The following is a 26,267-nucleotide window of genomic DNA, read 5'->3' on the forward strand; positions in this document are numbered from 1 at the left end:
GCGAGGTGGACTTCCTCACGAAGCTCAACGTGGTCGTCACGGGCCCCGCTGACGCGCAGCCGATGGTGTTCGCGCACGGCTTCGGGTGCGACCAGCAGATGTGGCGTCACGTGGCTCCGTCGTTCGCGGACCGCTACCGGGTGGTGCTCTTCGACTACGTGGGCTGCGGGGGCACCGACTCCGGGACCTGGGACCCCGAGCGCTACGCCTCGCTGGACGGCTACGCCGCAGACCTCCTGGGACTGGTCCGCGAGCTGGACCTCCACGACGTGGTCCTGGTCGGGCACTCCGTCTCGTCCATGATCGGCGCGCTCGCGGTGGCCGAGGCGCCTGAGCGCTTCGACCGGCTCGTGATGGTCGGGCCGTCGCCGCGCTACATCGACGACGAGGCCGCGGCCTACGTCGGCGGTTTCACCGAGGACGACATCGACGAGCTGCTCGGCGCGCTGTCGAGCAACTACCTCGGCTGGTCGGCCGCCATGGCCCCGGCGATCATGGGCAACGCCGACCGGCCCGAGCTCGGCGAGGAGCTCACCGAGAGCTTCTGCAGGATGGACCCGGCCATCGCTCAGCAATGGGCACGAGCGACGTTCCTCTCCGACAACCGTCGAGACCTGCCGCGGGTGAGCGTCCCCACGCTGGTCCTCCAGTCCCGCAACGACGTCATCGCCCCGGTGGTCGTCGGGGAGTACGTCCGCGACCGGCTGCCGGAGGGCGAGCTCGTGGTGCTGGACGCGACCGGGCACTGCCCCAACCTGAGCGCGCCGGCGGAGACGATCGAGGCCATCGCGGAGTTCGTCGACGGAGGCAGGCGGCACCCGTGACCGACGGCGCCGACGACGCGTTCCTCGCAGCCCTGCTCGAGGACGACCCCGTCCAGCTCTACGACCAGGCGCCGTGCGGGTTCCTGTCGACGACGCCCGACGGGGTGATCGTCAAGGTGAACGCCACCTTCTGCCGGTGGCTCGGCATCGCTCGCGACGACCTGGTGAACCGCCGGTCGTTCGTCGACCTGCTGACGGCGGGCGGCCGGATCTACCACGAGACGCACTACGCGCCTCTGCTGCGCCTGCACGACAAGGTCCGCGAGCTCGCCCTCGAGCTGCGTCGGCCCGACGGCACCCGCCTGCCCGTGCTGGTCAACGCGACCCTGGTGCGTGACGAGGAGGGCCGGCCGCGGCAGATCAGGACCGCGGTGTTCGATGCCCGCGAGCGGCGTCGCTACGAGCTCGAGCTGGTGGCGGAGAAGACGCGCGCGGAGGCCTCGGAGGCCCGCGCCCGCGACCTGGCGCGGACGCTGCAGCGGACCCTGATGCCGCCGACCGAGCCCCGCATCCCGGGTCTCGACCTCGCGACGGCCTACCGGCCGGCGGACGACGACCTCCTCGTCGGCGGTGACTTCTTCGACGTCTTCCGGATCGGCCCGGACGAGTGGGGGGTGCTCCTGGGCGACGTCTGCGGCAAGGACGCCCAGGCCGCGACGGTGACCGCCCTGGCCCGCTGGACGTTGCGCGCCGCAGCCACCGAGTCGCCCGGCACGGCCGACGCCATCGCCAACCTCAACGAGCTGCTGCGCGGCCACGACTCCGAACGCTTCTGCACCGCCGTGCTGGTCCGGCTCCGGCCCGAGGACGCGGCATGGCGGTGCGTGATCAGCGTCGCCGGACATCCGCCACCGCTCCGGCTCGACGGCAGCGGCAGCGTCGTCGACATCGAGGACATCGGGCCCCTGGTGGGCGTGATCGACGATGCGCGGTTCCCCGAGGTCGAGGTCGTGCTGGCTCCTGGCGAGGGGCTCGTCCTCTACACCGACGGCGTCACCGACGCCCGGCGTGGCTCGGAGTTCTTCGACGATGCCCGCTTGGCCGCCGCGCTCGCCGCCCACGGGCCGGACCCGCGCGCTGCGGTCGACGGCCTGGTCGGCGACGTCGAGTCCTTCTGCAGCGGGGCGGCCACCGACGACCTCGCCGTCGTCGCGCTGCGCGTGCCCCTGCCCTGACGCGCCTTGTCCCGCCTTGCACCCTGGGAGGGTGCAGACCTTCCTGCCCTATCCGGACTTCGACCGATCGGCGCGCGCCCTCGACACCAAGAGGCTCGGCAAGCAGCGGGTCGAGACGATCCAGGTCGTGCGCGGGCTCACCTGGGAGGGGTACGGCTGGCGGCACCACCCGGCCGTCCGGATGTGGAAGGGCTACGAGGAGGCGCTCGGCCGCTACGGGCTCACCTGCTGCGCCGTCTGGACCGAGCTGGGGTTCGGCGACACCTGCGCGCTCACGATCGCGACCGACCTCCGGGCCGCGGGCATCGACTCGGTGCGCTCGCAGGAGCAGCTTGCCGCCGCGGGCGCGCTGCCGCCGTGGCTGGGCCAGGAGGACTTCCACCTCAGTCACCGGTCGTCCCTCCTCCGCAAGGACCCCGACCACTACGCCCCGCTCTTCCCCGGCGTGCCCGACGACCTGCCCTACGTCTGGCCGAAGCCGGACTTCTGATCCGTTCGCGTCGGGGTACTTCGACGCCATGCGACCGAAGTGGGACGGCGGACCGGCCGAGCTGGTGCTGGTCCGTCACGGCGAGAGCGTCGGAAACCTCGCCGACGTGGCGGCCCAGGACGCCGGGGCCGAGGTGCTCGACCTCGACGCACGCGACGCCGACGTCGAGCTCTCGGACACCGGACGCGACCAGGCACGCGCGCTGCGCCGCTGGGTCGACGGGCTCGACGACGGCTCCGGACCGACGGTGGTGGTGACGTCGCCGTACCGCCGCGCGGCCGACACCGCCGCCCTCGCGCTCGAAGGCCTCGACCTCACCGTCGGCTTCGACGAACGGCTCCGCGAACGCGACCTCGGCCAGCTCGACGGCCTGACCGGCGCCGGCATCCGAGCGCGGCACCCGGAGGAGGCGGCCCGCCGCAAGAAGCTCGGGAAGTTCTACTACCAGCCGCCGAGCGGCGAGAGCTGGGCCGACGTCGCCCTCCGCGTGCGGTCGTTCCTGCACGACCTCCGGTGCGGGTACGACGGCGAGCGGGTCTGGCTGTTCACGCACCAGGCGGTGATCATGTCCTTCCGTTTCGCGCTCGAGGGGATCGACGAGGCGGAGCTCCTCGACCTCGACCGGACCGTGCGGATCCCCAACTGCTCGGTGACGACGTTCCGGCGGTCCGGTGGGCTCTTCGAGCTCGACGGCTTCGCGGAGACCGACGCCCTCGACCACCACGACGTCGACGTCACCCACGAGAGCCCGAAGGGGGACCGCGATGACGACGTCGCCTGACCTCCGCGCGCGGCCGCGGGTGGTCACTCCTGCCCTGCTCCGCGACTGGCCGTTGCCGGAGCCCGGCAGCGACAAGGAGTCGAGCGGACGGCTGCTGGTGCTCGGCGGCTCGACGCGGTCGCCGGGCGCGGTACGCCTGGCCGGCGAGGCCGCGCTGCGCGCCGGCGCGGGCAAGGTGACGCTGGCGACGGTCGAACGCGTGCTGGCCGGCCTGGCGCCGCTGGTGCCGGAGGCGGGACTGGTGCCGCTCGCCACCGACGGGGCCGGTTGCATCGACACGGACCAGTCGGGCGCGATCGCGGACGAGGTGCACGACGTGGACGTCGTCCTCGCCGGTCCCGGCCTCGTCGACGGCGAGCACGCCGTCGCGCTCCTGGAGCGGGTGCTGCCACGCACCGAGGGCACGCTCGTGCTCGACGCGCTCGGGTCGGCGTACCTGACCGCCTGCCCCGACGGCCTGCGGCACCTCGAGGGCCGGGCGGTGCTGACGGTCAACCCCGCCGAGCTCGCGCGGACCGCGCACACCTCTACCGAAGAGGTCCTGCACGACCCGCTCGCGGTCGCCGCACGCGTGGCGCAGCGCAGCCGCGTCGTCGTGCTCTGCGGCGGCACCGTGAAGCACCTGGTGACCCCCGACGGCGATGCCTGGGTGGTCGAGGGCGGCGGCCCGGGGTTGGCGGCCTCGGGGTCGGGTGACGTCCAGGCCGGCATCCTCGCCGGACTCCTCGCGCGCGGCGCCGAGCCCGCGCAGGCGGCCGCGTGGGCCGGCTACGTGCACGCCCGCTGCGGCGAGCGGCTCGCGGCGGGGGTCGGTCCGCTGGGATACCTCGCGCGGGAGCTGCCGGGACAGGTGCCGCGGGTGCTGGCCGAGCTGGCCTGACCGCGCCGCGGTCAGTCGCCGGACGACGGCACGTCGCCGCCCATCTCCTCGCTGGCCTCGCCGTACTCGGCGGTCTCCGGGGGGCCCTCGGTCCGCGCCTCCTCCTCCTCGATGGTCGCCATGATCCGCACGATCTCGTCGCGATCCGTGGCCGAGGGATAGCCCCAGTCGGGCTCGTAGCCGTAGATGTGGTCGAGGAGCCGGCCCTCGGCGAGGGTGTCGGCGATCTCCACGGAGCGCGGTCCGATCAGGGCCGGGTGCGGCACCCCGCAGGTCTCCGCGACCTTGAGCAGGTCGCGGCGCAGCGTGCGCACGTAGTTCGCCACCCGCTCCCCCTTGCCGACCGGGTCGACGCCCCGCGTCAGCCAGGGGTTCTGGGTCGCGACCCCGGTCGGGCAGCCGCCGGTGTGACAGCGCTGCGCCTGGATGCACCCGACCGCGAGCATGGCCTCGCGCCCGACGTTGACCATGTCGGCCCCGAGCGCGAACGCCACGACGGCGTTGTCGGGCAGGCCGAGCTTGCCGGCGCCGATGAAGGTGACCTGGTCCTGGAGGCCACGGCTCGCGAACTCGGCGTACACACGGGAGAAGCCCAACCGGAACGGGAGCGAGACCGCGTCGGTGAAGATCATCGGCGACGCACCGGTCCCGCCCTCGCCGCCGTCGATGTTGACGAAGTCGACGCCGCGGTCTCCCTTCGCCATCATGTCGCCCAACCGCTGCCAGAACCCGAGGTCGCCCACCGCGGACTTGATCCCGACCGGGAGCCCGGTCTCCTCGGCGAGCATCTCGACGAAGTCGAGCATCATGTCGGCGTCGTCGAACTCGGAGTGCCGGGAGGGGCTGAGGCAGTCCTTGCCGACCGGGATGCCCCGGGTGTCGGCGATCTCCTGGGTGACCTTCGGCGCGGGGAGCACACCGCCGAGGCCGGGCTTGGCGCCCTGGCTCAGCTTGATCTCGAGGGCGCGGACCGGTGCGCTCTCCACGAGCTCCTTCAGCTTCGCGAGGCTGAATCGTCCGTCGTCGTCACGGCAGCCGAAGTACGCCGTACCGATCTGGAAGATCAGCTCGCCGCCGTTGCGGTGGTACGGCGACACGGCGCCCTCGCCCGTGTTGTGGAGGCAGCCCGCCTCGGCGGCACCACGGTTGATCGCCTCGACCGCGGGCCCCGACAGCGCGCCGAAGCTCATGCCGGAGATGTTCACGACCGACCCGGGACGGAAGGCGTGCCGGCGCCCGCGCGGACCGCCGAGCACCTTCGCCGACGGCAGCAGCGCCTCCTGGCCGACGGCCCCGTGCGTCGGGTACTCGTCGCCGAAGGTCCGGTGGTGCACGATCACGTTGCCCAGCGACTTCTCGAAGTCGTTGTCGGTGCCGAAGCCGAAGTAGTTGTTCTGCAGCTTGGCCGAGGCGTAGACCCAGCGGCGCTGGTCGCGGCTGAAGGGCCGTTCCTCGTCGTTGCTCGCGACGATGTACTGGCGCAGCTCCGGCCCGACGGACTCGAGCAGGTAGCGCGCGTGGCCCACCACGGGGAAGTTGCGCAGGATCGCGTGGTCCTTCTGGAGCAGGTCGCGGGCGGCGACCGCGCCGAGGGCGGCGAGCGGGGCGAGCAGCAGGGACTTCCTCATCAGGACGCGGTACCCAACGCGCGACGGCATACGGCATTTCGCGGACGTGGGGCTGCAGGAGGTCTAGCGTGCCGAGGACGGGGGGACCATCCGTCGACAGCGAGCCATGGGGGCCGTCGTGCACCGTCCGTCCGTCTCATCCTCACGTGTCCGGGTCGCTCGCTGGGCCGCCCTCGTCCTCACCGCGGCAGGCGGCCTCGTCGCGCCGACCGTCCTCGCGCCGCCGGGCGCCCACGCCGATCCGAGCGGCACCGGCCTCATCATCAGCGAGGTCGGGTTCACCGGCGTGGCCAACGAGGGGTTCATCGAGCTCTTCAACCCGACCGCCTCCGACATCGACCTCAACGGCTGGAGCGTCCAGCACTCCGGCACGTTCGGGGGCGCGAACCTGCAGATCGACGACAACCCGGTCGCCCTGATCGGCACCGTCCCCGCGGGCAGGACGTTCCTCGTCACCGACACGTTCGAGGCGGGCAAGGCCCAGTTCACGCCGGACTACACCGCGGCCGCCCGGATCGGATTCGACGGCAAGTCCGCCACCTGGATCCTCGCCAGCACCACGGCGTCCGTCTCCCGGACCGGCGACCTGGTGGGCGCCGCCAACGTCGTCGACGCGGTGGGCTTCAGCGGTCCGGCCGCGAGCGCGCCGGGCTACGAGGTCAACCCGGTCGCGCCGTCCACGCTGGAGGGCGGCACGCGCGTCGCGTGCACCGACACCGACGACAACGGCGCCGACTTCGGCGACGGGGTGGTCCGGACCCCGACCAGCTCGACGGGCACCGACCCGGTCTGCGGGGCGCACAAGTGCGACGGCAAGACCGCCACGATCGTCGGCACGGGCAGCACGATCGAGGGCACCGACGGCGACGACGTCATCGTCGGCACCGACGGCGCCGAGGTCATCCACGGCAACGGTGGCAACGACACGATCTGCGCGCTCGACGGCGACGACACCGTCACGGGCGGCGACGGCAACGACAAGGTGTACGGCGGCCTCGGGGCTGACGGCCTCGACGGCACCAGCGGCATCGACCTCCTCCACGGCGGCGCCGGCGACGACGTCGTCTACTCCGGCCTGACCGGCACCGAGGGCGACACCGTGTTCGGCGGCCCCGGCGCCGACACCCTCAACGGCGGACCCGGCGCGGACACCATCAACGGCGGCGCGGACGACGACCAGATCAACGGCGACAGCGGCAGCGACACGTTGCGCGGCAACGGCGGCGTGGACCTGATCGGCGGCGGATCCGGGGCCGAGATCATCGTCGGTGGCCCCGGTGGCGACACCCTCAGCGGCGGAGACGACAACGACACCATCCGTGGCGGCGACGGCGCCGACGACGTCAGCGGGGAGGACGGCAAGGACTTCCTGCTCGGCGGGGCCGACGTCGACTCGCTGAAGGGCGGCGCGGGCGACGACCGGCTCAACGGCGGGGCCGGCGACGACACCTTGGACGGCGGCACCGGGCACAACATCCTGGTGCCGTAGGACCTCCGGTGAGGGGTACCGTGCCCGAGGGGGAAGCAGACCGACGTCTCTGGAGGTTCCCGGTGGCCGCTCCTACCCGCCCCGCCCTGACCCTGCTCGCCACGGCAGCGCTCGTCGCCGCCGGGTTGGCCGCGGCGCCACCGAGCCAGGCTCTCGCACGACCATCGGAGCACCGCTCGTCGGAGCACCGGTCCGACCACCGGCCGTCCTCCACGAAGGCGCTCGCGCGCCCGGCCACTCTGAAGAAGGTCAAGGGCGGCTACTACTACGGCGTCTGGGGCCAGAACAACCACGTCACGGTGACCGTCGTCGAGGCGGGCCTGCAGTTCCGCGACCCGAAGCCCGTGCGGTGGGAGGGCTTCCCGAAGGTCTGCCACAAGAAGCGGGTCCGGCACGGTGTCAAGGCGATCTGCCCGGTGCCCCGCTGGGTCAGCCCGGCCGACCCGCTCACCCTCGACTTCGAGATGCGCCTCGGCGACGACGTCGTGGACACCTCGACCCTGCCGGCGCAGTTCCAGGCCTCGGTGCTCGCCGACGCCGGTCGCGACGTCGTGCACACCGGCGCCGGTGACGACTTCATCAACGGCGCGTTCGACCACGACGAGCTCTGGTCCGGCGACGGCGACGACCTGGTCAACGGGGGCGAGAGCGCCGACCTGGTCTTCGGGGAGGGCGGCAAGGACCGCCTGGTCGGCGGGGAGGTCGGCGACGTGCTCCACGGTGGCGACGGCAACGACTCCGTCGAGGGCGGGCCGGGCGACGACACGCTCTACGGCGACGCCGGCTCCGACACCATCAAGTGCGGGGACGGCCACGACCTCGCCGAGTCGGACCCGGCCGACACCCGGTTCTCCTGCGAGGGCGTCGCGCCCTGACCGCCCACGCTGCGCACGGCTCGCGGTGCTGGGCCTTTCGTCCCGACCGGGTGTGACGGCGTGCCTCCGCGGGCACTCGCTCGTTGGGTGGGAGTACGGACGGCACGAACGGGAGGTAGCGGGCGATGGGTGCAACGGGTGTCATCTACACCGGCATACTGATGGCGGTCTCGCTGGGCATGACCGCGTGGCGGGTGGTGGCCGTGCAGGGCAAGATCACCCTCGAGACCGACCGCGCGCTCGCCGCCTGCCTGATCTGCTCGATCGGGCTGTTCGTCGCCTTCCTCCTGCCCCACTACGTGCCGGGGATCCGCGTCCCCTGACCCCCGCGGGGATCACGCCATCACGCCCACCGGGTCGGGCGTGAAGCCCGGGAAGAGCTGGGCACGGCTTCCGCTGATGTCGGGGAACCGGTGCGCCATCACCTCCCACAGCACGCTGCGGAAGTCCTGACGCATCGCGAGGTCACCGTCCTCCAGGTCGGTCTCGGCCAGGCCCGGCCACCCGCCGTGCACCTGCCCTCCGGCGACGCCCGCTCCGAGCAGCAGCATCGCGTTGCCGTAGCCGTGGTCGAGCCCGCCGTCGCCGTTCTCCTCGAGGCGCCGGCCGAACTCGCTGATCGTCACCACCGTGACCCGACCGGCGTGCGTGCCGAGATCGGCGAAGAACGCCTTCAGCGAGGCCGCGAAGTGGGCGAGGTGGTCGTTCATCCAGCCGTCGTGGACCTGGCCGACACCCTCGTGCATGTCCCAGTCGCCGTAGTCGACGGTGACGATGCGGGTGCCGACGTCGGCACGGATCAGCGCCGCCGTGTTGGCCAGCACCTCGGCGAGCGGACCCTCCGGGTAGGCGGAGACGTGGACCGTGTCGTCGGCGCTCTCCACCAGCGGCGCGAGCAGCGTGGTCGCCTGGAGCGCGAGCCGGACCCCGCCGCCGAGGAGGCCCTGGTCGCCCGCCCACATCGACCCGAGCGAGGCACGTCGCACCGCCCCGGACGTGCCGACGTCGGCGACCGTCAGGTCGCCGATCTGGTAGGCGCCGAGCGCCGGGGCCGGCCCGATCATCGAGGTCGGCAGCAGCGTCGTGCCGAGCGTCACCGCGTCCTGGGGCTGGGCGGAGGCGTCGAGGCCGATGAGACGGTTGATCCAGCCCACCCGCGCGCTCGAGCCCGGGTCGGCGTCCTCGATCTCCTCCATGGCGTCGAAGTGGCTGCGGTTGGGCGCGGGCAGCCCGACCGCGTGCACCGCACCGAAGCGGCCGGCCTCCCACATCGGCATCAGGTCGCCCAGCGCCGGGTGCAGCCCGAACCTCGGATCGGCACCGAGCAGGGTGCTCTCCGGCACCGCGATGCTGGGGCGCCACGACACGAGGTGGTCGTGGTCGATCCCGCGCGGCACGACGATCGACAGGCCGTCGGCACCGCCCCGCAGGCTCAGCACCACCACGACGTTGCCGCCGGGCTCGCCGCCGTACGCCACCTGCAGGAAGGCGTCGCCGAGCAGCTGCGCGCCGACCAGGGCGCCCGCACCGGCGGCGGTGCTGCCCAGCAGCCTGCGCCGAGACAGCCGGGAGCGACCGAGGCCGCGGGTGTAGTCGGGGCACCCGCAGTCGCGACGCGAGCCGGGGACCTGGTCCATCGGGACTCCTCTCATCAGCGGTGCAGGTGCAGGGGCGAGTCGAGCAGGGACGTGATGATCCCGCGGATCGTCCAGTAGTCGAGGGCGTCGTCCTTGGACAGCTTCTTCGTCAGCGGGATGCCGAGGAGCTCCGCGATCCCCTTGCGTACGGCGCGCGTGGGCGGTCGGCCGAGCATCCGCAGTCCCACGTGGTCGATCACGGTCCCGAGGGTCGCCGGCAGGGGCGGCAGCAGGGCGGCGTACTTGGGGAAGCGGGCCTGCTCCGTCGGCCACCAGCGGGCCGCGAGGTCGCGGTGGACGGTGAAGCTGGTGAGCACCCGACCCGCGCTGGCCCACGCGCCATCGGCCTCGGGGTAGCCGTTGGGCGCCGGCCACTCGTACGGCGGCTGGCCGTTGTCGCCGTACTGCCAGTACATGGCGTTGGCGAACGAGTCGTCCGTGGTCGGCCGCTGGAGCTGGATGCCGAGCGCGCGGACCGTGGCGACGTAGTCCTCCGTCGGCATCCGCACCTTCAGCCCGGCCCCGGCGGCGAAGTCGGGGTGGTCGACGAGCGCCCGCAGGGTCGGCTTGATGGCTGTCCCGTTGGCCAGGTAGGCCTTGGCCACCGCCTTCACGATCGCCGGCGAGGGCTGGTCCGACACGAACTTCCCGCACAGCCGACGGGCCAGGCGGGCTGCCGTGGCGGGGTGGTGGGCGAGGTAGGAGAGGTAGGCGCGGGTCGCCGCCCGACCGTCGCGATCACGGTTCGCGTGGGAGAAGCCGAGCACCTCGACCGCGTGCGTGTCGTGCCAGGACGTGTCGTAGAACGCCCGGAACCGCGGGTCCCACAGGTCCACCCGGTAGCCGGTCAGCATCCGCGCCGACGCCTTCACGTGGTCCTCGGTGTAGCCGGCGTCGACTCCGACCGTGTGCAGCTCGAGGAGCTCGCGGCCCAGGTTCTCGTTGGGCGCCTCCTTGGAGGAGAACGCGTTGTCGAGGAAGAGCCCCATCGCCGGGTGGGTGATCGCGGCGTTGAGGAGGGCGTCGAAGCTGGTCAACGCGTGTGCGCGGATCACCCGGTCGTAGTCGACGCGCCAGAAGATCGCGTCGTCGTGGAAGAGCGCGACGTTGAGGAGGTTGGACCAGAAGTCGACCATCACCTCCTGCAGCTGGCGGTTGCTGGCGATCCGGCGGGAGACGGTCCAGCGGCTCAGGTCCGTGGCCACCTCCCAGGCGCCGCGGACGTCGTCCTGCTGGTCCTGGAAGATCTGCTCCGCGCTGCTCCGCAGCGACGGGAACCAGGTGTCCACCTCGTCGCCGGGCGCATCGGCCACCTTGGCGGGGCGCAGCTGCTTCTCGAACCAGGCACGCGCTCCGCCGGCCGCCTTCACCTGGGCGGCGAGCGCGGGCGTGACACCGCCGCTGAAGCGCTGGACCAGGTGCCGGTCCGCGGCGCTCAGCACCACCGGCGCGCCCCGTTCGCCGACGAGGTCGTCGTAGGTCATGACGGGCCTGCCCCGGCGGCGGACCGGGGCGGAACGGGCGGGTGCGGATGTCACGCGTGGGGCTCCTGGGGGACGAGGACACCGGACCGCCCACCGTAGGCAGTGCGGGCCCTCGCGCGGCACACCCGCGCGGACCGCACGGATGACCCGATGTGACTAGACTCCGAAACAAGAACACGTTTCAGTTATGGGAGATGTCATGGCGGCTGACCGCGACCGGGTCCTCGAGACCATCCAGAGCTACGTCGACCTCGTCGGCAAGGGCACCGCCGACGAGATCATGGCCCTCTACGCGGAAGGCGCCACCGTCGAGGACCCCGTCGGGACCGAGGTGCGCACCACGCGGGAGTCGATCCACGAGTTCTACGCCGCGATCGAGCCGCTCGAGCAGGAGAGCCGGCTGGTGTCCGCGAGGATCGCCGACGGCCAGGCCGCCTTCCTGTTCGAGCTGGTCACCCGGGTCGGCGACCAGACCTACACCCTGGCCCCGATCGACGTGATGACCTTCGACGACGAGGCGAGGATCACCACGATGCGGGCCTTCTGGAGCAACGAGGACATGCAGGTCGGCTGACGGCGTGGACCCCCGGGTCGCCGTATGCGGCCGGTCCGGCCCGGGTACCGGCCGACCATGGCGATGAGCAGCTACCGACGCACCATCCGCGCCAGTCCCGACCAGGTCTGGGCGGTCCTGGCCGACGGCTGGCTCTACCCGCTGTTCGTCGTGGGCGCCTCGCGGATGCGCGACGTCGACTCCGACTGGCCGGCGCCGGGCGCCGCCCTGCACCACTCCGTCGGCTCCTGGCCGGTGCTGATCGACGACAGCACGACCGTCGAGGAGGCAGAGGCCCCGACGCTACTCCGGCTGCGCGCCCGTGCCTGGCCGGGCGGCGAGGCGGACGTGACCTTCCGCCTGGAGCCCCGCGGGGACGAGACTGAGGTCGTGATCGAGGAGGACGCCGCCGTCGGGCCGGCCCGGCTCATGCCGCCGTTCATCCGGCGGCCACTGCTGGTGTGGCGCAACAGCGAGACCCTGCGGCGGCTGGCCTTCGTGGCCGAGGGCCGCGCGGCGGGATGACGGCGTACGACGCCGTCGTCATCGGCGCCGGACCCAACGGGCTGGTCGCGGCCAACCGGTTGGCCGATGCGGGCTGGAGCGTGCTGGTGCTCGAGGCCCAGCCGGAGGTCGGCGGTGCCGTTCGCAGCGACCGCGAGCTCGACCCCGACTTCGTCACCGACACCTTCAGCGCGTTCTACCCCTTCTCGGCCGCCTCGCCGGTGCTCAAGGCACTCGACCTGGAGCAGCACGGCGTCCGGTGGTTGCACGCCCCGGCGGTGCTCGGCCACCCGCGGGCCGACGGCACGTGGGCCCTGCTGCACCGCGATCGGGAGGTCACGGCGGCCTCGCTCGACGCCATCCACCCCGGCGACGGCAAGGCCTGGCTCGACCTGGCGCAGTGGTGGGACGGCATCGGCGACGACCTGGTGCGAGCCCTCCTGTCCCCCTTCCCCCCGGTCCGTGCCGGCCTCCGCACCGGGCCCGGCCTGCTCCGCGCCGGTGGGCTCGAAGCCGTCCGCACGCTGCTCGCACCGGTGGCCGACATCGCGAAGGAGCGCTTCGGAGGTGAGGGCGGCCCGCTCCTGCTGGCCGGCAACGCCGCCCACTCCGACATCCCGCTCAACTCCCCCGGCTCCGGCCTGCTCGGCATCATGCTCGCGATGCTGGGGCAGACCGTCGGCTTCCCCGTCCCCGAGGGGGGCGCGGGCCGGTTGAGTGCCGCGCTGTCCCGCAGGCTCACCTCCCGCGGCGGCGTGGTGCAGTGCGACACCGAGGTCACGCGCGTCGAGGTCTCCGGCGGGCGCGTCACGGGAGTCACGACGGCCGACGGCGAGCGGGTCGCCGTACGCCGGGCAGTGCTGGCCGACGTCTCCGCCCCGGCCCTCTTCGACCGCCTGCTGCGGCCCGACGACGTCCCGGGCAGGGTGCGGCGCTCGATGGAGCGCTTCCGCATGGACCCCGGCACGGTCAAGGTCGACTGGGCGCTGTCGGGGCCGGTGCCGTGGGCATCGCCCCCGGACCACGCGCCCGGCACGGTGCACGTCGCCCCGTCGATGGAGGCGCTGACCCGGGCGACCCAGCAGCTGGAGGTCGGGGTCGTCCCGGCCGACCCCTTCCTGCTCACCGGCCTCATGACGTCCAGCGACCCGAGCCGCTCCCCGGCGGGCACCGAGTCGATGTGGGCCTACACGCACGTGCCGCAACCGGACGGGTTCATCGCCGACGCGGGCGGCACGATCACGGGCCGCTGGGACCACGACGACCTCGAGCGGATGGGCGACCGCATGCAGGAGCAGATCGAGCGGCACGCCCCCGGCTTCGGCTCGATCGTGCGGGCGCGTCGGGTGCTGGGGCCGCTCGAGCTCGAGGCACGCGACGCCAACCTCATCGGCGGCGCGCTCGGCGGCGGCACCAGCCAGCTCCAGCAGCAGCTGGTCTTCCGGCCGGTGCCGGCGCTGCGCGGACGCCCGGAGACGGGGATCGCCGGGCTCTACCTCGCGTCGGCGGCCATCCACCCCGGCGGTGGCGTGCACGGCGCGTGCGGCAACAACGCCGCCCAGGCCGCGCTGCGGCACGCGGCGCTGTCGGGATTGTTCTCGCGCTCCCGGTGAGACGGCGCAGCCGCTCGGCTGCGACGAGAAGTGCGCCGCTCCGATCGGGTGCCGCGTGGTCATCACCCGCCGGTCCCTCTATCGTTGGGACATCGGCGGGCACCACCCCCGCGCGCCGGTCACATCCCGCCACACACCCTCGTGGCTGAGCAGAAAGCGGCAGCAGATGTCCGACAGCAGCACCCCGCCCGTCCGACCCGCCACCGACCTCCTCGAGCACGCGCTCGAGCACGAGCAGGTCGTCTTCGCCAACGACCCCGCCAGCGGCCTCCGCGCGATCATCGCGATCCACTCCACCGCCCTCGGCCCCGGCCTCGGCGGCACCCGCTTCTACCCCTACGCCTCCACCGCGGACGCGCTGGCCGACGTGCTCGCGCTCTCGCGCGGCATGACCTACAAGGCGGCCGTGACCGGCCTCGACCTCGGCGGGGGCAAGGCCGTGATCATCGGCGACCCGACCACCCAGAAGACCGAGGCGCTGCTGCGCGCCTACGGCCGCTTCGTGGAGTCGCTCGGTGGCCGCTACCTGACGGCCTGCGACGTGGGCACCTACAGCGAGGACATGGACGTGGTCGCGCGCGAGTGCTCCTACGTCACCGGCCGCACCGAGGAGCACGGCGGGGCCGGCGACAGCAGCGTGCTGACGGCGTACGGCGTCTTCCGCGGCCTCCAGGCGGCCGCCGAGTCCGTGTGGGGCGACGCCGACCAGGCGGACGTGCTCGCCGGGCGCACCGTGGGCGTGGCAGGCGTCGGCAAGGTCGGCCGCCACCTGGTGGGCCACCTGCTCGAGGCGGGCGCCGAGGTCGTCGTCACCGACGTCTCCGCCGACGCCGTCGCGCGGGTGCGCGACGAGCACCCCGGCGTCCGGGCGGTCGAGTCGACCGAGGCGCTGGTCGCCTCCGCGCTCGACGTCTACGCCCCCTGCGCCCTCGGCGGCGCGCTCACCGACGACGTCGTGGCGCAGCTGAGTGCCAGGATCGTTTGCGGCGCCGCCAACAACCAGCTCGCGCACGCCGGCATCGAGAAGCTGGTCGAGGACCGCGGCATCGTCTACGCCCCCGACTACGTCGTCAACGCCGGCGGCCTCGTGCAGGTCGCCGACGAGCTCGAGGGCTTCAGCTTCGAGCGCGCCAAGCTCCGCGCGGGCCGCATCTACGACACGACGCGGTCGATCCTCGAGCGCGCCAAGAGCGACGGCGTGCCGACCGCGACGGCCGCCGACCGGATCGCCGAGCAGCGCATCGTCGAGGTCGGTCGCCTCCGCAGCATCTGGCTCCGCTAGGAGCCGGCCGCACCGTCAGGCGGGAAGGTCAGTCGCGCTGGGGGTCTGCGTAGTCCGACCACTTGTCGAGATCCTCGACAGGGTCGGACTCCACCTCTTCGCCACCGTGGAGCTCTCGCGCCAGGGCACTGAGGTCAGTCTCGTGAGTGCGGTACTTCAGGTCGCGTGCGACCTTCGTCTGCTTCGCCTTAGCTCGGCCGCGGCCCATAGGGTCCAGCCCCCTCGCACAATTGGCCGGGGCGGCCAAGCGCCCCGGACTACTGATACATAGTCTCGTGGGGGCAACGCTACCTGCTCGGTGGCTGTTCCCGCACACCGACGGGGCCACTTGTCTCGCAGATCACCAGCCGGGGTGCTGGCCGACCAGGGTGACGGTGCCCTCCTGGTCGGGGTCGACATCGACCTCGCCGGCCACCCAGGCGTCGACGCCGTGGTCGGCGAGGCGGGTCAGCACGGCGTCCGCGTCGTCGGCGTGGGTCAGCGCGACCATGCCGACCCCGCAGTTGAGCGTGGCCTCGAGGTCGGGCTGGCTCACCTCGCCGAGGGTGCGGACCACGTCGAAGATCGGTGCCGGCTGCCAGGTGGCGCGGTCGAGGGTGGCGCGCAGCTCGACCGGCATCACCCGGGCGAGGTTGTTGGCCAGGCCGCCGCCGGTGACGTGGGCCATCGCGTGGGTGCGGGTCTCGCGCGCGATCGCGAGGCCCGCCTTGGTGTAGATCCGGGTCGGCTCCAGGAGCTCCTCGCCGAGCGTGCGGCCGAGCTCCTCGACCTCCCGGTCGACGCTCCAGCCGGCTTCGGTGAAGAACACGTGGCGCGCCAGCGAGTAGCCGTTGGAGTGGAGTCCGCTCGAGGCCATCGCGATCACCACGTCGCCCGGACGGACGCGGCCGGGGCCGAGGAGCTGGTCGGCCTCGACGACACCGGTGGTCGCGCCCGCGACGTCGTACTCGTCGGGCGCCAGCAGGCCGGGGTGCTCGGCGGTCTCGCCGCCCACGAGGGCGCAGCCGGCCTCGACGCACGCCTCGGCGATGCCCTTGACGATCGCCGCGATGCGCTCGGGCACGACCTGGCCGGTCGCGATGTAGTCGGTCATGAAGAGCGGCTCGGCGCCGCACACGACCAGGTCGTCGACGACCATGCCGACCAGGTCGAAGCCGATCGTGTCGTGCTTGTCCATCATCTGCGCGACCGCGACCTTGGTGCCGACGCCGTCGGTGGACGTGGCGAGCAGAGGCCGCTTGTACGACGTCAGCGCGCTCGCGTCGAAGAGGCCCGCGAAACCGCCGAGGCCACCGACCATCTCCGGCCGGCGGGCCTTCTCGATCCACGTCTTCATCAGGTCGACGGCCTTGTCGGCGGCGTGGATGTCGACGCCGGCGCGGGCGTAGGCGCCCGGCTCGGTCGGTGCGTCAGGCTCGGACAAAGCTGCGCTTCCTTACGGGTTGTTGAAGACGGGCAGGGCCTCGCCGTGGATCGGCGACGTCAGCGTCGCCTCCAAGAGGTGCTTGCCGAGCAGGCTCGCGTCGGGGAGCTCGATCGGGTAGTCGCCGGTGAAGCAGGCGGTGCAGAGGCTCGGCTGCAGCTGCCCGGTCGCCTCGACCATGCCGTCGAGGGAGATGTAGCCGAGGCTGTCGGCACCCACGCTCGCCGCGATCTCGTCGACGTCGAGCCCGTTGGCGATGAGCTCGGCACGGGTGGCGAAGTCGATGCCGTAGAAGCACGGCCACTTCACCGGCGGGCTCGAGATCCGCACGTGGACCTCCGTCGCGCCCGCCTCGCGCAGCATCCGGATCTGGGCGCGCTGGGTGTTGCCGCGCACGATCGAGTCGTCGACCACCACGATCCGCTTGCCGCGGATCATGTGCTCGAGGGCGTTGAGCTTGAGCCGGATGCCGAGCTGGCGCAGGGTCTGGCTCGGCTGGATGAACGTGCGGCCGACGTAGGCGTTCTTGACGAAGCCCTGGCCGAACGGGATGCCGCTCTCCAGCGCATAGCCGGACGCCGCCGGGGTGCCGGACTCCGGGACGGGGATGACCAGGTCGGCCTCGACCGGGAACTCGCGCGCCAGCTGGCGGCCCATCTCGACCCGGGCCTCGTGGACGCTGCGCCCGGCGATGGTCGCGTCGGGTCGGGCGAGGTAGACGTACTCGAACACGCAGCCCTTGCGCTGGGGCTCGGAGAACTTGTGGCTGCGCAGGCCGCCCTCGTTGATGACGATGAGCTCGCCCGGCTCCACCTCGCGGACCACGCTCGCGCCGATCGTGGCCAGCGCGGCGCTCTCGCTCGCCACCACCCAGCCGCGGTCGAGGCGGCCGAGCACGAGCGGGCGGATGCCCTCGGGGTCGCGCGCGGCGTAGAGGGTGTCCTCGTTCATGAAGACGAAGCAGAACGCGCCGCGCACCTTCGGCAGGAGCTCCATCGCCCTGGCTTCGAGCGACTGGTCGGGGTGGTGCGCCAGGAGCGCGGTGACCAGGCTCGTGTCGTTGGTCGTCGCCTCGAGCTCGCGGGCGTGGATGTCGAGCTCGTCCTCGTCGCTCGGCAGGTCACGGACCAGCTTCGCGAGGTCGGCGGTGTTGATCAGGTTGCCGTTGTGGCCGAGGGCGATCGAGCCGTGGGCGGTGGGCCGGAACGTCGGCTGGGCGTTCTGCCAGGTGCTCGCGCCCGTCGTGGAGTAGCGGCAGTGGCCGACCGCCAGGTGGCCCTGGAAGGAGTCGAGCGTGGTCTCGTCGAAGACCTGCGAGACGAGCCCCATGTCCTTGTAGACCAGGATCTGGCGGCCGTTGCTCACCGAGATGCCTGCTGACTCCTGACCGCGGTGCTGCAACGCGTACAGACCGAAGTAGGTGAGTTTTGCGACGTCCTCCCCAGGGGCCCAGACGCCGAATACGCCGCACACGTTCGTCAGCCTACCGGCCGCACCGCTCCAGCCCGGAACTCGCGCCGCCCGTGGGATCCGTCACGCGCCCAGGTTGCGCAGCACCATGGCCTCGGCCGCGAGGACCTTCTCGAACTCGGCGAGGTGCAGGCCCTCGTTGGGGCCGTGGGCACGGGTGTCGGGGTCCTCGACGCCCGTGACGAGCACGCTCGCACCGGGCATCGCGTCGAGCAGCTCGGCGATGAACGGGATCGACCCGCCCACGCCCATGTCGACGGGCTCGGTGCCGTCCCAGGCCTCGGTGAACGCGCTACGGGCGGCGTCGTAGGCCGGTCCGGTGACGTCGAGCGCGATCGGCTCGCCGGTGTCGACGACCTCGATCGAGAGCTGCGCGCCCCAGGGCACGTGCTCCTCGAGGTGGGCCTTGAGGCACGCCAGCGCGTTGTCGGAGGTCTCGCCGGGCGCGGTGCGCAGCGCCAGGCGCGCGCGGGCCGCGGGGATCAGGGTGTTGGAGGAGCCGTCGACCTTCGGCGCGTCGAGGCCGATCACCGAGAGGGCGGGCTGGGTCCAGAGGCGCTCGACCTTCGGTCCGTGACCGATCCACTCGACGCCCTCGGCCACGCCGGACTCGGCGCGCAGCCGGTCCTCGGGGTAGTCGACGTCGGCCGCCGGGCCGCTGACCAGGCCCTCGACGCGCAGGTTGCCCTCGTCGTCGTGGAGCGAGGCGATCAGGCGCGAGAGGGTCATGACAGCGTCGGGCACGAGGCCGCCCCACATGCCCTGGTGGACGGCGTGGGAGAGCGTGCGCACCTGCACGTTGACGCGGACGAGGCCGCGCAGGCTCGTGGTGAGGGCCGGCACGCCGATGTCCCAGTTGCCGGAGTCGGCGATGATGATGACGTCGGACCTGAGGTCCTCGAGGTTCTGCTCCAGCAGCTGCGGGAGGGTCGCGCTCGCGACCTCCTCCTCGCCCTCGATGAAGAGGCGGACAGTGACGGGCAGCTCGTCGCCGAGCACCCGCAGGGCGGCGACGTGGGTCATGATGCCGGCCTTGTCGTCGGCCGTCCCCCGGCCGTAGAGGCGGCCGTCGCGCTCGGTGGGCTCCCACGGCGGGCTGTCCCAGTCGGCCGGGTCGTTCTCGGGCTGCACGTCGTGGTGGGCGTAGAGCAGCACCACCGGAGCGCCCTCGGGGCCGCGCTTCTCGCCGATCACGGCCGGGGGCGCGCCGTCGTAGGCCCGCACGATGCGCGCGTCGACGCCCTCCGCACGGAACAGCTCCGCGGTCTTCTCGGCACTGCGCTCGACCTCGTCGAGGCGGGCGGGGTCGGCACTCACGGACTGGATGCGCACCAGGGCCTCGAGGTCTTCGCGGACACCGGGGAGCACAGCCGCGACGCGGGATCGGATCTCGTCACTCGTCATCGTCATGGTGGAGAACCTACGTCAGCGGAGAGGGAGGTACGGCGACAGGTCGGTGCGCTCCCCGCTGGCGGTCACGAGCCCGCGATCCACGGCGGTCGCCCAGGCGAGCGCACCGCTGGCGAGACCCACCCAGGTCGCCGCGTCGGTCTCGACGACCGCGGGGGGCGTGCCGCGGGTGTGGCGCACGCCCTCGACGACCTGCACGGCCGCGTAGGGCGGCACCCGGACCTCCACCGAGCGGCCCGGCGCGCGCTGCTCGAGGAGGGCGAGGAAGTGCTTGGTCAGCAGGCGCAGGTCGGCGCGCTCGGCGGCGCCGGACGCCACCCGCTCGAGGGCCTCCTCGACCGCGATCGGGTCGGCGGGACGCAGCCGTGATGACACGGGTCCGAGCCTAGCGACGTGCGTCCGTCACAATGTGGGGCATGCGTGCTCGTGCGGCCATCGGCTCGATCCTTCTCGTGCTCATGCCGCTGCTCGCGGCCTGTGGAGACGACCAGGACCAGCCCAAGGCGGGTGACATCATCCGGGCGCGTCTCGACAACCAGTTCAAGAAGGGCCACGAGTCGGAGGTGGTGCTGCCGACAGGCAAGCTCCTCATCCACGCCGGCACCCCGGTCGACAGCGCCTCGGCCGACGAGACCCGGACCCGCGAGAAGGTCGACGCACCCTCGGGCGCCGTGCTGGTGCCGATCTCGTGGCAGTACGACCCGTGGCGCTCGAACAAGGTCGACGCCATCTTCGACACCGACGGCACGCCGATCGTCGACCTCGTGAGCGGCGACGACGACTACCGGCTGACGCCGCCCCAGTCCGAGGACGACGGCGCGGAGTCGTTCTACGTCGTCGTCGAGGGCGACGGCAAGGACCCGGCCCTCGAGATCACCTTCGACGGCGTGAAGCAGACGGTGGACCTGCGCACCGGGGACCGCGACGAGGGCGACGCCGCCGGCCTCTACGACATCGTCGACGAGAAGCTGGACAAGAAGCCCTGCGACCAGGGCAAGTGGTTCGACACCAAGACCGCGGCCGCCGAGTTCACCTGCAGCCTGACAGGGCCTGTGCTGACGCCCTACGCGGCCGGCAAGTGGGCGCCGAGCGGGAGCCTGTGGCTCGCCGTCACCGTCGCCACCAACATGCGCGTCTACCAGGAGACCGACCTGCTCGGCGCGGGCGCGCGCTACTTGGCGGCCGACGTGAAGATCAAGCCGACGATCGACGGCGAGGCCCCGCACCGGATCCTGTCGACCGAGGACGACGCCGACGTCTGCCCGGTGACGTCGCAGGCCGACTGCGGCTGGTCCAAGCAGCTGGTCTTCGAGGTGCCCGCCGACGATGCCGAGCAGGGCCCGCTCGACCTGGCCGCGAGCTATCACATGTCGCTCGCGACGGCCTGGAACGGCTACGACGCTCCCAAGATCAAGAAGATCAAGGCCGAGGAGAAGCTCAAGATCTGGAAGTGAGCGCGTCCGCCACGGCCGCCAGGCCCGCGGCCACCTCGGCGAACGAGGTGCTCAGGGGCGAGAGCCCCACCCGCAGCCCGTGGGGCGGCCGGAAGTCCGGGATCACCCCGCGTCGCCACAGCTCGGCGGTCACCGCTCGGAAGTCCGGGTGGTCGAGCGTCACGTGCCCGCCCCTGGTCGCCGCGTCGCGGGGCGAGGCGAGCACCACGCCGTGCGGCGCGAGCAGGGCGTCGGCCACCTCGACGGCGTACGACGTCAGGGCGATCGACTTGTGCCGTACGGCTGCCATGCCGGCCTCCTCGATGAGCGCGAGCATGTCGCGCATCGGGAGCATGCCGATCACCGGCGGGGTGCCGCTGATGAGCTGGCGGACGCCGGCGTCGGGCGCGTAGCCGGGGCCCATCGCGAACGGGTCGGCGGCGCCCATCCAGCCCTGGATCGGTTGGCGGAAGCGGCCGTGGTGGCGTGCGGCGAGGTAGGCGAACGCGGGCGCGCCGGGACCGCCGTTGAGGTACTTGTAGGTGCAGCCGACCGCGAGGTCGACGTCGTGCTCGTCGAGGGCGATCTCGACGGACCCCACCGAGTGGCACAGGTCCCAGAGCACCTGGGCGCCGGCGTCGTGCGCCAGCGCCGTGATCGCGGGTACGTCGGCGACGTGGCCCGAGCGGTAGGCGATGTGGCTCAGCAGCACCAGCGCCGTGCGGTCGGAGAGCGCCTCGCGGACCAGGTCGGGCGTCACCCCGCTGTCGGCCTCGGGACGGATCCAGCGCAGCTCGAGGCCGCGCTCGGCGGCGATCCCCTCGACGACGTAGCGGTCGGTCGGGAAGTTGTCGGTGTCGACCAGGATCTCGGTGCGCCGCTGGTCGTCGCGCACCTGGGCGTCCACCGCGGCCCGGACCAGCTTGTAGAGCAGCACTGTGGTCGAGTCGGCGACGACCGTCTGCCCCGGCGCGGCGCCCAGGCAGACGCGTGCGATCGTGTCGCCGAGCTCGGTGGGCGCGTCCATCCAGCCCTCGTCCCACGCGCGGATCAGGCGGTCGCCCCACGGCCGGTCGACGAAGCCCGCGAGACGTTCGCGGGTGGCGTGCAGCGGCCTCCCGAGCGAGTTGCCGTCGAGGTAGGCGACGACCTCCTCGTCGGTGACGAAGGCGGCCCGGTGGTGCGCGAGCGGGTCGGCCGCGTCGAGCTCGGCGGCCCGGGCGAGCACGTCGCTCACGGCATGCCGATCTCGGTGCGGACGGTGATCAGCTCGGGGAAGAAGGTCAGGTCCAGCGCGCGCTTGAGGAACGAGACGCCGGACGACCCGCCGGTGCCGCGTTTGAAGCCGATCGTGCGCTGCACGGTGCGCAGGTGACGGAACCGCCAGAGCTGGAAGGCGTCCTCGAGGTCGACGAGGTCCTCGGAGGTCTCGTAGAGGTCCCACAGGCGGGTCGTGTCCTCGTAGATCTCGCGGAAGACCGGCACCAGGGCGGGCTGCTCGACCCACGGCTTGGTGACGTCGCGCTCGAGCACCTCCACGGGGACGGGCAGTCCGCGCCGGGCGACCAGGCGCAGGAAGGCGTCGTACACGGTGGGGCTCTCGAGCGCGTCGGCCAGGAAGGTGCGGGCGGCCGGCTTGGCCTCGAAGACCTTGAGCATCGCGGCGTTCTTGTTGCCCAGGAGGAACTCGACCGCGCGGTACTGCACCGACTGGAAGCCCGACGCCGGTCCGAGGACGTCGCGGAACTCGGCGTACTCGCTGGGCGTCAGCGTCGCCAGCACCGACCACTGCTCGGTGACCGTGCGCAGGATGTGCTTGACCCGCGACAGGCTCTTGCGGGCGCGCGCGAGGTCGTCGGTCGCCATGAAGGCGCGTGCACCGACGAGCTCGTGCACCATCAGCTTCAGCCAGAGCTCGGTGGTCTGGTGCTGGATGACGAACAGCAGCTCGTCGGGGTGCGTCGGGTTGCTCAGCGGGTGCTGGGCGGACAGCAGCGTGTCGAGATCGAGGTAGCCGGCGTAGTCCAGCTCGCGGCTGAAGTCCGTGCGCACGCCCGGCTCCAGTGGTCGGTAGCCCTCCTCGATCGACACCGGCACACCGTATCCCCGCAGGGCGCGGCTGTCGTCAGCGCAGGTCGTCGAAGATGGCGCGGATCCGTGACCACGCCGTCGACTCCGTCTCGACGAGGCCGAAGTGACCCCCGCTCACCTCGACGAGCTCGGCGGTGGCGCCGGCGGCGGACGCCCGCGTGACGTAGTCGCGGGACTGGGAGATCGGCACGATGTCGTCGTCGGGCGCGTGCACGCACCACACGGGTACGGCGAGGGGCAGCTGCTGCATCGGGTCGGCACCGGCGTCCGCGGCGGTCGGCGCGTGCCCGAGGAAGGCCTGCACCGCGTCGCTGCCCAGGTGCTCCTCGGCCGCGGCGACCAGGTCGAGGACGCCCGCCTGCGAGACGACGTGCGTGAGCGGGACCTCGGCGTCGCGCCGCCCTCCGGCCCAGGCCGCGAGGTGTCCGCCGGCGGAGTGCCCGAGCGCCACCACGCGCTGCAGGCTCTCCTCCGGAAGCATCCCGGCCGACGCCATCGCGGCGAGGTGGTCGATCCCTGCGGCCACGTCGTCGAGCGTGACCGGGACACCGCCCCCTCCCCCGGCTCCGTCGCCGACCCGCCGGTACTCCAGGTTCCAGGTCACCCACCCGCGGTCGCGCAGGTCCCGCGCGAGGGGCGTCCCGAGCGTGAGGTCGTAGGCCGACTTCCAGAAGCCGCCGTGGATCACCACGACCACGCCGTGCGGCCGGCCGTCGGGCACGAGCAGCTCGCCGTACTGGCTGGGGTCGTCGCCGTACGTCGTGCCCACGTCACCCTTCCTCCGGGTCTCGCCGTCCGTGTCCTGCTCCCCGCCACACGCGGCGAGGGCCGCCGCGACGGCCGTCGCCAGCACCGTACGCCGCCCGGCGGAGAAGCGGGCGGCCACCGTGGTCAGCTGCTCAGGCGCCGAGTGCGGCGGGCAGCGTCGCGGTCCACGCGGCGCGCAGCTCGTCGAGAGGCAGCTCGAACAGACCCTCGACGACCAGCGCCTCGCCCCCGGTGGTGCCGAGCTCCGTCATCGGGACGTCGTGGCGGGCGCACAGGGCGCGCAGCTCCTCGAGGTCCTCGCCGGCGACCGTCACCACGGCGCGGGCCGCCGACTCGGCGAAGAGGCCGAGGAACGCGTCACCCTCCAGGGCCACGGTGACGCCGACGCCCCCGACGAGGCTGGCCTCGGCGAGCGCCTGCGCGAGCCCGCCGTCGGACAGGTCGTGCGCGCTCGTCGCGATGCCGACGAGGTCGGCGAGGAGGCGAGCGAGGTCGCGCTCGGCCTGCAGGTCGACCTGCGGCGGCAGGCCGCCGAGGTGGCCGTGGACGACGTGCGCCCACTCGCTGCCGGCGAGCTCCTCGCGGGTGGTGCCGAGCAGCACCACGCGGTCGCCCGCGCCCTGGAAGGACGAAGGGGTACGCCGCCGTACGTCCTCCATCACGCCGAGCACCGCCACCACCGGGGTGGGCAGGATCGCGGTCTCGCCGGTCTGGTTGTAGAGGCTCACGTTGCCGCCGGTGACCGGGATGCCGAGCTCGATGCAGGCGTCCTTGAGGCCGCGGCAGGCCTCGGCGAACTGCCACATCACGTCGGTGTCCTCGGGCGAGCCGAAGTTGAGGCAGTCGCTGACCGCGAGCGGCCGCGCACCGCCGGTGGCGACGTTGCGGTAGGCCTCCGCGAGCGCGAGCTGCGCGCCGGCGTACGGGTCGAGCTTGGCGAAGCGGCCGTTGCAGTCGGTGGCGATCGCGACGCCGAGGTGGGTGTCCTCGTCGACGCGGACCATGCCGCTGTCGGAGGGCTGCGCGAGGACGGTGTTGCCCTGCACGTAGCGGTCGTACTGGTCGGTGATCCACGACTTGTCGCAAAGGTTGGGGCTCGCGACGAGACGCAGCAGGGTGGCCCGCAGGTCGTCCCCGGTCTCCGGCCGCGGCAGCGCCTCGGCGCGGTCGGCCTGGAGGGCGTCCTGCCACTCGGGACGGGCGTAGGGGCGTTCGTAGACGGGACCGTCGTGGGCCACCGTCCGCGGCGGTACGTCGACGACGACCTCCCCGTGCCAGGTGATCTCGAGCCGGCCGCTGTCGGTGACCTCGCCGATCACGACCGCCTCGACGTCCCACTTCGTGCAGATCGCCAGGAACGCCTCGACGTCGCCGGGCTCGACGACCGCCATCATCCGCTCCTGGCTCTCGCTCATGAGGATCTCCTCCGGAGCCAGGGTGGAGTCGCGCAGCGGCACGCGGTCGAGCTCCACGCTCATCCCGCCGTCACCGGCGGAGGCGAGCTCGGACGTCGCGCACGAGAGGCCCGCGCCGCCGAGGTCCTGGATGCCGGCGACGACGCCGGCCCGGAAGAGCTCGAGGGTGCACTCGATGAGGAGCTTCTCCATGAAGGGGTCGCCGACCTGGACGCTCGGCCGCTTCGCGGGACCGTCCGCGTCGAAGGTCTCGCTCGCGAGCACGGAGACGCCGCCGATGCCGTCGCCGCCCGTGCGCGCGCCGTAGAGGACCACCAGGTTGCCGGTGCCGGAGGCCTTGGCGAGGTGGAGGTCCTCGTGGCGCAGCACGCCCACGCAGAGGGCGTTGACGAGCGGGTTGCCGAGGTAGGTCTCGTCGAACACCGCCTCGCCGCCGATGTTCGGCAGACCGAGGCAGTTGCCGTAGCCGCCCACGCCGGCGACGATCCCCGGCAGCACCCGGTGGGTGTCGTCGGCGTCGAGCGGACCGAAGCGCAGCGGGTCCATGACCGCGACCGGGCGGGCGCCCATCGCGATGATGTCGCGGACGATGCCACCGACGCCCGTCGCGGCACCCTGGTAGGGCTCGACGTAGGACGGGTGGTTGTGGCTCTCGACCTTGAAGCTGACCGCGTAGCCCTGCCCGATGTCGATGACGCCGGCGTTCTCGCCGATGCCGGCGAGCATCTTGCCGACCGGCGTCTCCTGGGGGATCTCGCCGAACTGCCTCAGGTGCACCTTCGACGACTTGTAGGAGCAGTGCTCGCTCCACATCACGCTGTACATCGCGAGCTCCGAGCTCGTCGGCCGGCGCCCGAGGATCTCGCGGATCCGCTGGTACTCGTCCTTCTTCAGCCCGAGGTCGGCCCAGGGCTGCTCGCGGTCGGGATCGGACGCGGCGACGGAGACGGTGTCCAGCACGGCGCAAATCTATAGGTGCCGGGCACCCTGCCCGCACCGAGGCCGCGCGGCCGGACTGGACTGTTGTGCGCCGCCGCACCCA

Annotated in this window: 25 protein-coding genes; 13 read left to right on the plus strand and 12 right to left on the minus strand. The window is 72.6% G+C overall.

Going from position 1 to position 26,267, the window contains the following annotated elements; translation table 11 throughout:
- Positions 1-5 precede the first annotated feature (5 nt).
- From ACAX67_RS13870 to ACAX67_RS13890, 5 genes are read left to right on the plus strand one after another with little or no spacing between them, the layout of a single operon-like run.
- Positions 6-824, plus strand: a complete 819-nt coding sequence (locus ACAX67_RS13870) for an alpha/beta fold hydrolase (protein ID WP_370704436.1) — start codon at positions 6-8, stop codon at positions 822-824.
- Positions 821-1,999, plus strand: coding sequence for a SpoIIE family protein phosphatase (locus ACAX67_RS13875; protein WP_370704437.1), 1,179 nt, complete (start codon positions 821-823; stop codon positions 1,997-1,999). Before ACAX67_RS13870 ends, ACAX67_RS13875 begins: the two co-directional genes overlap by 4 nt.
- A gap of 31 nt (positions 2,000-2,030) precedes the next feature.
- Entirely contained in the window at positions 2,031-2,489 is a 459-nt protein-coding gene (locus ACAX67_RS13880) for an MSMEG_6728 family protein (protein WP_370704438.1), read from the plus strand.
- A 28-nt stretch (positions 2,490-2,517) separates the two neighbouring features.
- Positions 2,518-3,270, plus strand: a complete 753-nt coding sequence (locus ACAX67_RS13885; protein WP_370704439.1) for a histidine phosphatase family protein — start codon at positions 2,518-2,520, stop codon at positions 3,268-3,270.
- On the plus strand, positions 3,254-4,150 hold the full coding sequence (locus ACAX67_RS13890) for an NAD(P)H-hydrate dehydratase (RefSeq protein WP_370704440.1): 897 nt from the start codon (positions 3,254-3,256) through the stop codon (positions 4,148-4,150). The genes ACAX67_RS13885 and ACAX67_RS13890 overlap by 17 nt, the downstream gene beginning before the upstream one ends.
- Positions 4,151-4,161: 11 nt before the next feature.
- Here ACAX67_RS13890 and ACAX67_RS13895 read toward each other — a convergent pair whose 3' ends face one another.
- On the minus strand, positions 4,162-5,778 hold the full coding sequence (locus ACAX67_RS13895) for a glutamate synthase-related protein (RefSeq protein ID WP_370704441.1): 1,617 nt from the start codon (positions 5,776-5,778) through the stop codon (positions 4,162-4,164).
- A gap of 118 nt (positions 5,779-5,896) precedes the next feature.
- On the opposite strand from ACAX67_RS13895, the gene ACAX67_RS13900 reads away from it, so the two are divergent.
- From ACAX67_RS13900 to ACAX67_RS13910, 3 genes are all read left to right on the plus strand, one after another.
- A complete protein-coding gene (locus tag ACAX67_RS13900; protein ID WP_370704442.1) occupies positions 5,897-7,267 on the plus strand; it encodes a lamin tail domain-containing protein in 1,371 nt (456 codons plus the stop codon).
- Between the two features lie 62 nt (positions 7,268-7,329).
- A complete protein-coding gene (locus ACAX67_RS13905; protein ID WP_370704443.1) occupies positions 7,330-8,142 on the plus strand; it encodes a calcium-binding protein in 813 nt (270 codons plus the stop codon).
- Positions 8,143-8,267: 125 nt separating this feature from the next.
- Positions 8,268-8,465 (plus strand): hypothetical protein, encoded by a 198-nt coding sequence (locus tag ACAX67_RS13910; RefSeq protein WP_370704444.1) that lies wholly within the window; start codon positions 8,268-8,270, stop codon positions 8,463-8,465.
- 12 nt (positions 8,466-8,477) lie between these two features.
- Here ACAX67_RS13910 and ACAX67_RS13915 read toward each other — a convergent pair whose 3' ends face one another.
- Positions 8,478-9,779: a DUF1501 domain-containing protein gene (locus ACAX67_RS13915; protein WP_370704445.1), complete on the minus strand. Its 1,302-nt coding sequence runs from the start codon at positions 9,777-9,779 to the stop codon at positions 8,478-8,480.
- Positions 9,780-9,793: 14 nt separating this feature from the next.
- Positions 9,794-11,317 carry a DUF1800 domain-containing protein gene (locus ACAX67_RS13920; RefSeq protein ID WP_370704446.1) on the minus strand — a complete coding sequence of 508 codons (1,524 nt, stop codon included), beginning with the start codon at positions 11,315-11,317 and terminating at the stop codon, positions 9,794-9,796.
- Between the two features lie 145 nt (positions 11,318-11,462).
- Here ACAX67_RS13920 and ACAX67_RS13925 point away from each other — a divergent pair, with 145 nt between their 5' ends.
- From ACAX67_RS13925 to ACAX67_RS13940, 4 genes are all read left to right on the plus strand, one after another.
- Positions 11,463-11,837, plus strand: a complete 375-nt coding sequence (locus tag ACAX67_RS13925) for a nuclear transport factor 2 family protein (protein WP_370704447.1) — start codon at positions 11,463-11,465, stop codon at positions 11,835-11,837.
- Between the two features lie 63 nt (positions 11,838-11,900).
- Positions 11,901-12,341, plus strand: a complete 441-nt coding sequence (locus tag ACAX67_RS13930; RefSeq protein ID WP_370704448.1) for an SRPBCC family protein — start codon at positions 11,901-11,903, stop codon at positions 12,339-12,341.
- A complete protein-coding gene (locus ACAX67_RS13935) occupies positions 12,338-13,933 on the plus strand; it encodes a phytoene desaturase family protein (RefSeq protein ID WP_370704449.1) in 1,596 nt (531 codons plus the stop codon). Before ACAX67_RS13930 ends, ACAX67_RS13935 begins: the two co-directional genes overlap by 4 nt.
- 166 nt (positions 13,934-14,099) lie before the next feature.
- Complete coding sequence (locus ACAX67_RS13940; protein ID WP_370704450.1) at positions 14,100-15,215, plus strand: Glu/Leu/Phe/Val family dehydrogenase; 1,116 nt, start codon at positions 14,100-14,102, stop codon at positions 15,213-15,215.
- A 28-nt stretch (positions 15,216-15,243) separates the two neighbouring features.
- Here the strand turns inward: ACAX67_RS13940 and ACAX67_RS13945 are convergent, their stop codons facing one another.
- The 5 genes from ACAX67_RS13945 to ACAX67_RS13965 all read right to left on the minus strand — a co-directional run bounded on the left by ACAX67_RS13945 (position 15,244) and on the right by ACAX67_RS13965 (position 19,893).
- Positions 15,244-15,423, minus strand: coding sequence for a DUF3073 domain-containing protein (locus ACAX67_RS13945; RefSeq protein WP_370704451.1), 180 nt, complete (start codon positions 15,421-15,423; stop codon positions 15,244-15,246).
- Between the two features lie 132 nt (positions 15,424-15,555).
- Positions 15,556-16,638 (minus strand): phosphoribosylformylglycinamidine cyclo-ligase, encoded by a 1,083-nt coding sequence (gene purM / locus ACAX67_RS13950; RefSeq protein ID WP_370704452.1) that lies wholly within the window; start codon positions 16,636-16,638, stop codon positions 15,556-15,558.
- A gap of 12 nt (positions 16,639-16,650) precedes the next feature.
- Positions 16,651-18,111: an amidophosphoribosyltransferase gene (purF, locus tag ACAX67_RS13955; RefSeq protein ID WP_370704453.1), complete on the minus strand. Its 1,461-nt coding sequence runs from the start codon at positions 18,109-18,111 to the stop codon at positions 16,651-16,653.
- Between the two features lie 60 nt (positions 18,112-18,171).
- The gene (locus ACAX67_RS13960; RefSeq protein WP_370704454.1) at positions 18,172-19,518 is read right to left on the minus strand and encodes a dipeptidase; all 1,347 of its coding nucleotides are present in this window, start codon (positions 19,516-19,518) and stop codon (positions 18,172-18,174) included.
- A gap of 15 nt (positions 19,519-19,533) precedes the next feature.
- On the minus strand, positions 19,534-19,893 hold the full coding sequence (locus tag ACAX67_RS13965) for a sterol carrier family protein (RefSeq protein WP_370704455.1): 360 nt from the start codon (positions 19,891-19,893) through the stop codon (positions 19,534-19,536).
- A 41-nt stretch (positions 19,894-19,934) separates the two neighbouring features.
- On the opposite strand from ACAX67_RS13965, the gene ACAX67_RS13970 reads away from it, so the two are divergent.
- Positions 19,935-20,972 (plus strand): hypothetical protein, encoded by a 1,038-nt coding sequence (locus ACAX67_RS13970; protein WP_370704456.1) that lies wholly within the window; start codon positions 19,935-19,937, stop codon positions 20,970-20,972.
- Here the strand turns inward: ACAX67_RS13970 and ACAX67_RS13975 are convergent.
- From ACAX67_RS13975 to purL, 4 genes are read right to left on the minus strand one after another with little or no spacing between them, the layout of a single operon-like run.
- A complete protein-coding gene (locus ACAX67_RS13975) occupies positions 20,956-22,188 on the minus strand; it encodes a kynureninase (RefSeq protein WP_370704457.1) in 1,233 nt (410 codons plus the stop codon). The two genes, ACAX67_RS13970 and ACAX67_RS13975, sit on opposite strands and share 17 nt — an antisense overlap.
- A complete protein-coding gene (locus ACAX67_RS13980; protein WP_370704458.1) occupies positions 22,185-23,042 on the minus strand; it encodes a tryptophan 2,3-dioxygenase in 858 nt (285 codons plus the stop codon). Before ACAX67_RS13980 ends, ACAX67_RS13975 begins: the two co-directional genes overlap by 4 nt.
- Positions 23,043-23,076: 34 nt before the next feature.
- Positions 23,077-23,928, minus strand: a complete 852-nt coding sequence (locus ACAX67_RS13985) for an alpha/beta hydrolase (protein ID WP_370704459.1) — start codon at positions 23,926-23,928, stop codon at positions 23,077-23,079.
- A 13-nt stretch (positions 23,929-23,941) separates the two neighbouring features.
- Positions 23,942-26,185: a phosphoribosylformylglycinamidine synthase subunit PurL gene (gene purL / locus ACAX67_RS13990; RefSeq protein WP_370704460.1), complete on the minus strand. Its 2,244-nt coding sequence runs from the start codon at positions 26,183-26,185 to the stop codon at positions 23,942-23,944.
- Positions 26,186-26,267: the final 82 nt, after the last annotated feature.

It is taken from the genome of Nocardioides candidus (genome assembly GCF_041321175.1).
In the GTDB taxonomy this organism is placed as follows: domain Bacteria; phylum Actinomycetota; class Actinomycetes; order Propionibacteriales; family Nocardioidaceae; genus Nocardioides.

Bases quoted from the DNA above. Each gene is read 5' to 3' on its own strand.
- ACAX67_RS13885 (WP_370704439.1), top strand. From the start codon at position 2,518: ATGCGACCGAAGTGGGACGGCGGACCGGCCGAGCTGGTGCTGGTCCGT.
- ACAX67_RS13890 (WP_370704440.1), top strand. From the start codon at position 3,254: ATGACGACGTCGCCTGACCTCCGCGCGCGGCCGCGGGTGGTCACTCCT.
- ACAX67_RS13895 (WP_370704441.1), bottom strand. From the start codon at position 5,778: ATGAGGAAGTCCCTGCTGCTCGCCCCGCTCGCCGCCCTCGGCGCGGTC.
- ACAX67_RS13910 (WP_370704444.1), top strand. From the start codon at position 8,268: ATGGGTGCAACGGGTGTCATCTACACCGGCATACTGATGGCGGTCTCG.
- ACAX67_RS13915 (WP_370704445.1), bottom strand. From the start codon at position 9,779: ATGGACCAGGTCCCCGGCTCGCGTCGCGACTGCGGGTGCCCCGACTAC.
- ACAX67_RS13925 (WP_370704447.1), top strand. From the start codon at position 11,463: ATGGCGGCTGACCGCGACCGGGTCCTCGAGACCATCCAGAGCTACGTC.
- ACAX67_RS13930 (WP_370704448.1), top strand. From the start codon at position 11,901: ATGAGCAGCTACCGACGCACCATCCGCGCCAGTCCCGACCAGGTCTGG.
- ACAX67_RS13935 (WP_370704449.1), top strand. From the start codon at position 12,338: ATGACGGCGTACGACGCCGTCGTCATCGGCGCCGGACCCAACGGGCTG.
- ACAX67_RS13940 (WP_370704450.1), top strand. From the start codon at position 14,100: ATGTCCGACAGCAGCACCCCGCCCGTCCGACCCGCCACCGACCTCCTC.
- ACAX67_RS13945 (WP_370704451.1), bottom strand. From the start codon at position 15,423: ATGGGCCGCGGCCGAGCTAAGGCGAAGCAGACGAAGGTCGCACGCGAC.
- ACAX67_RS13960 (WP_370704454.1), bottom strand. From the start codon at position 19,518: ATGACGATGACGAGTGACGAGATCCGATCCCGCGTCGCGGCTGTGCTC.
- ACAX67_RS13970 (WP_370704456.1), top strand. From the start codon at position 19,935: ATGCGTGCTCGTGCGGCCATCGGCTCGATCCTTCTCGTGCTCATGCCG.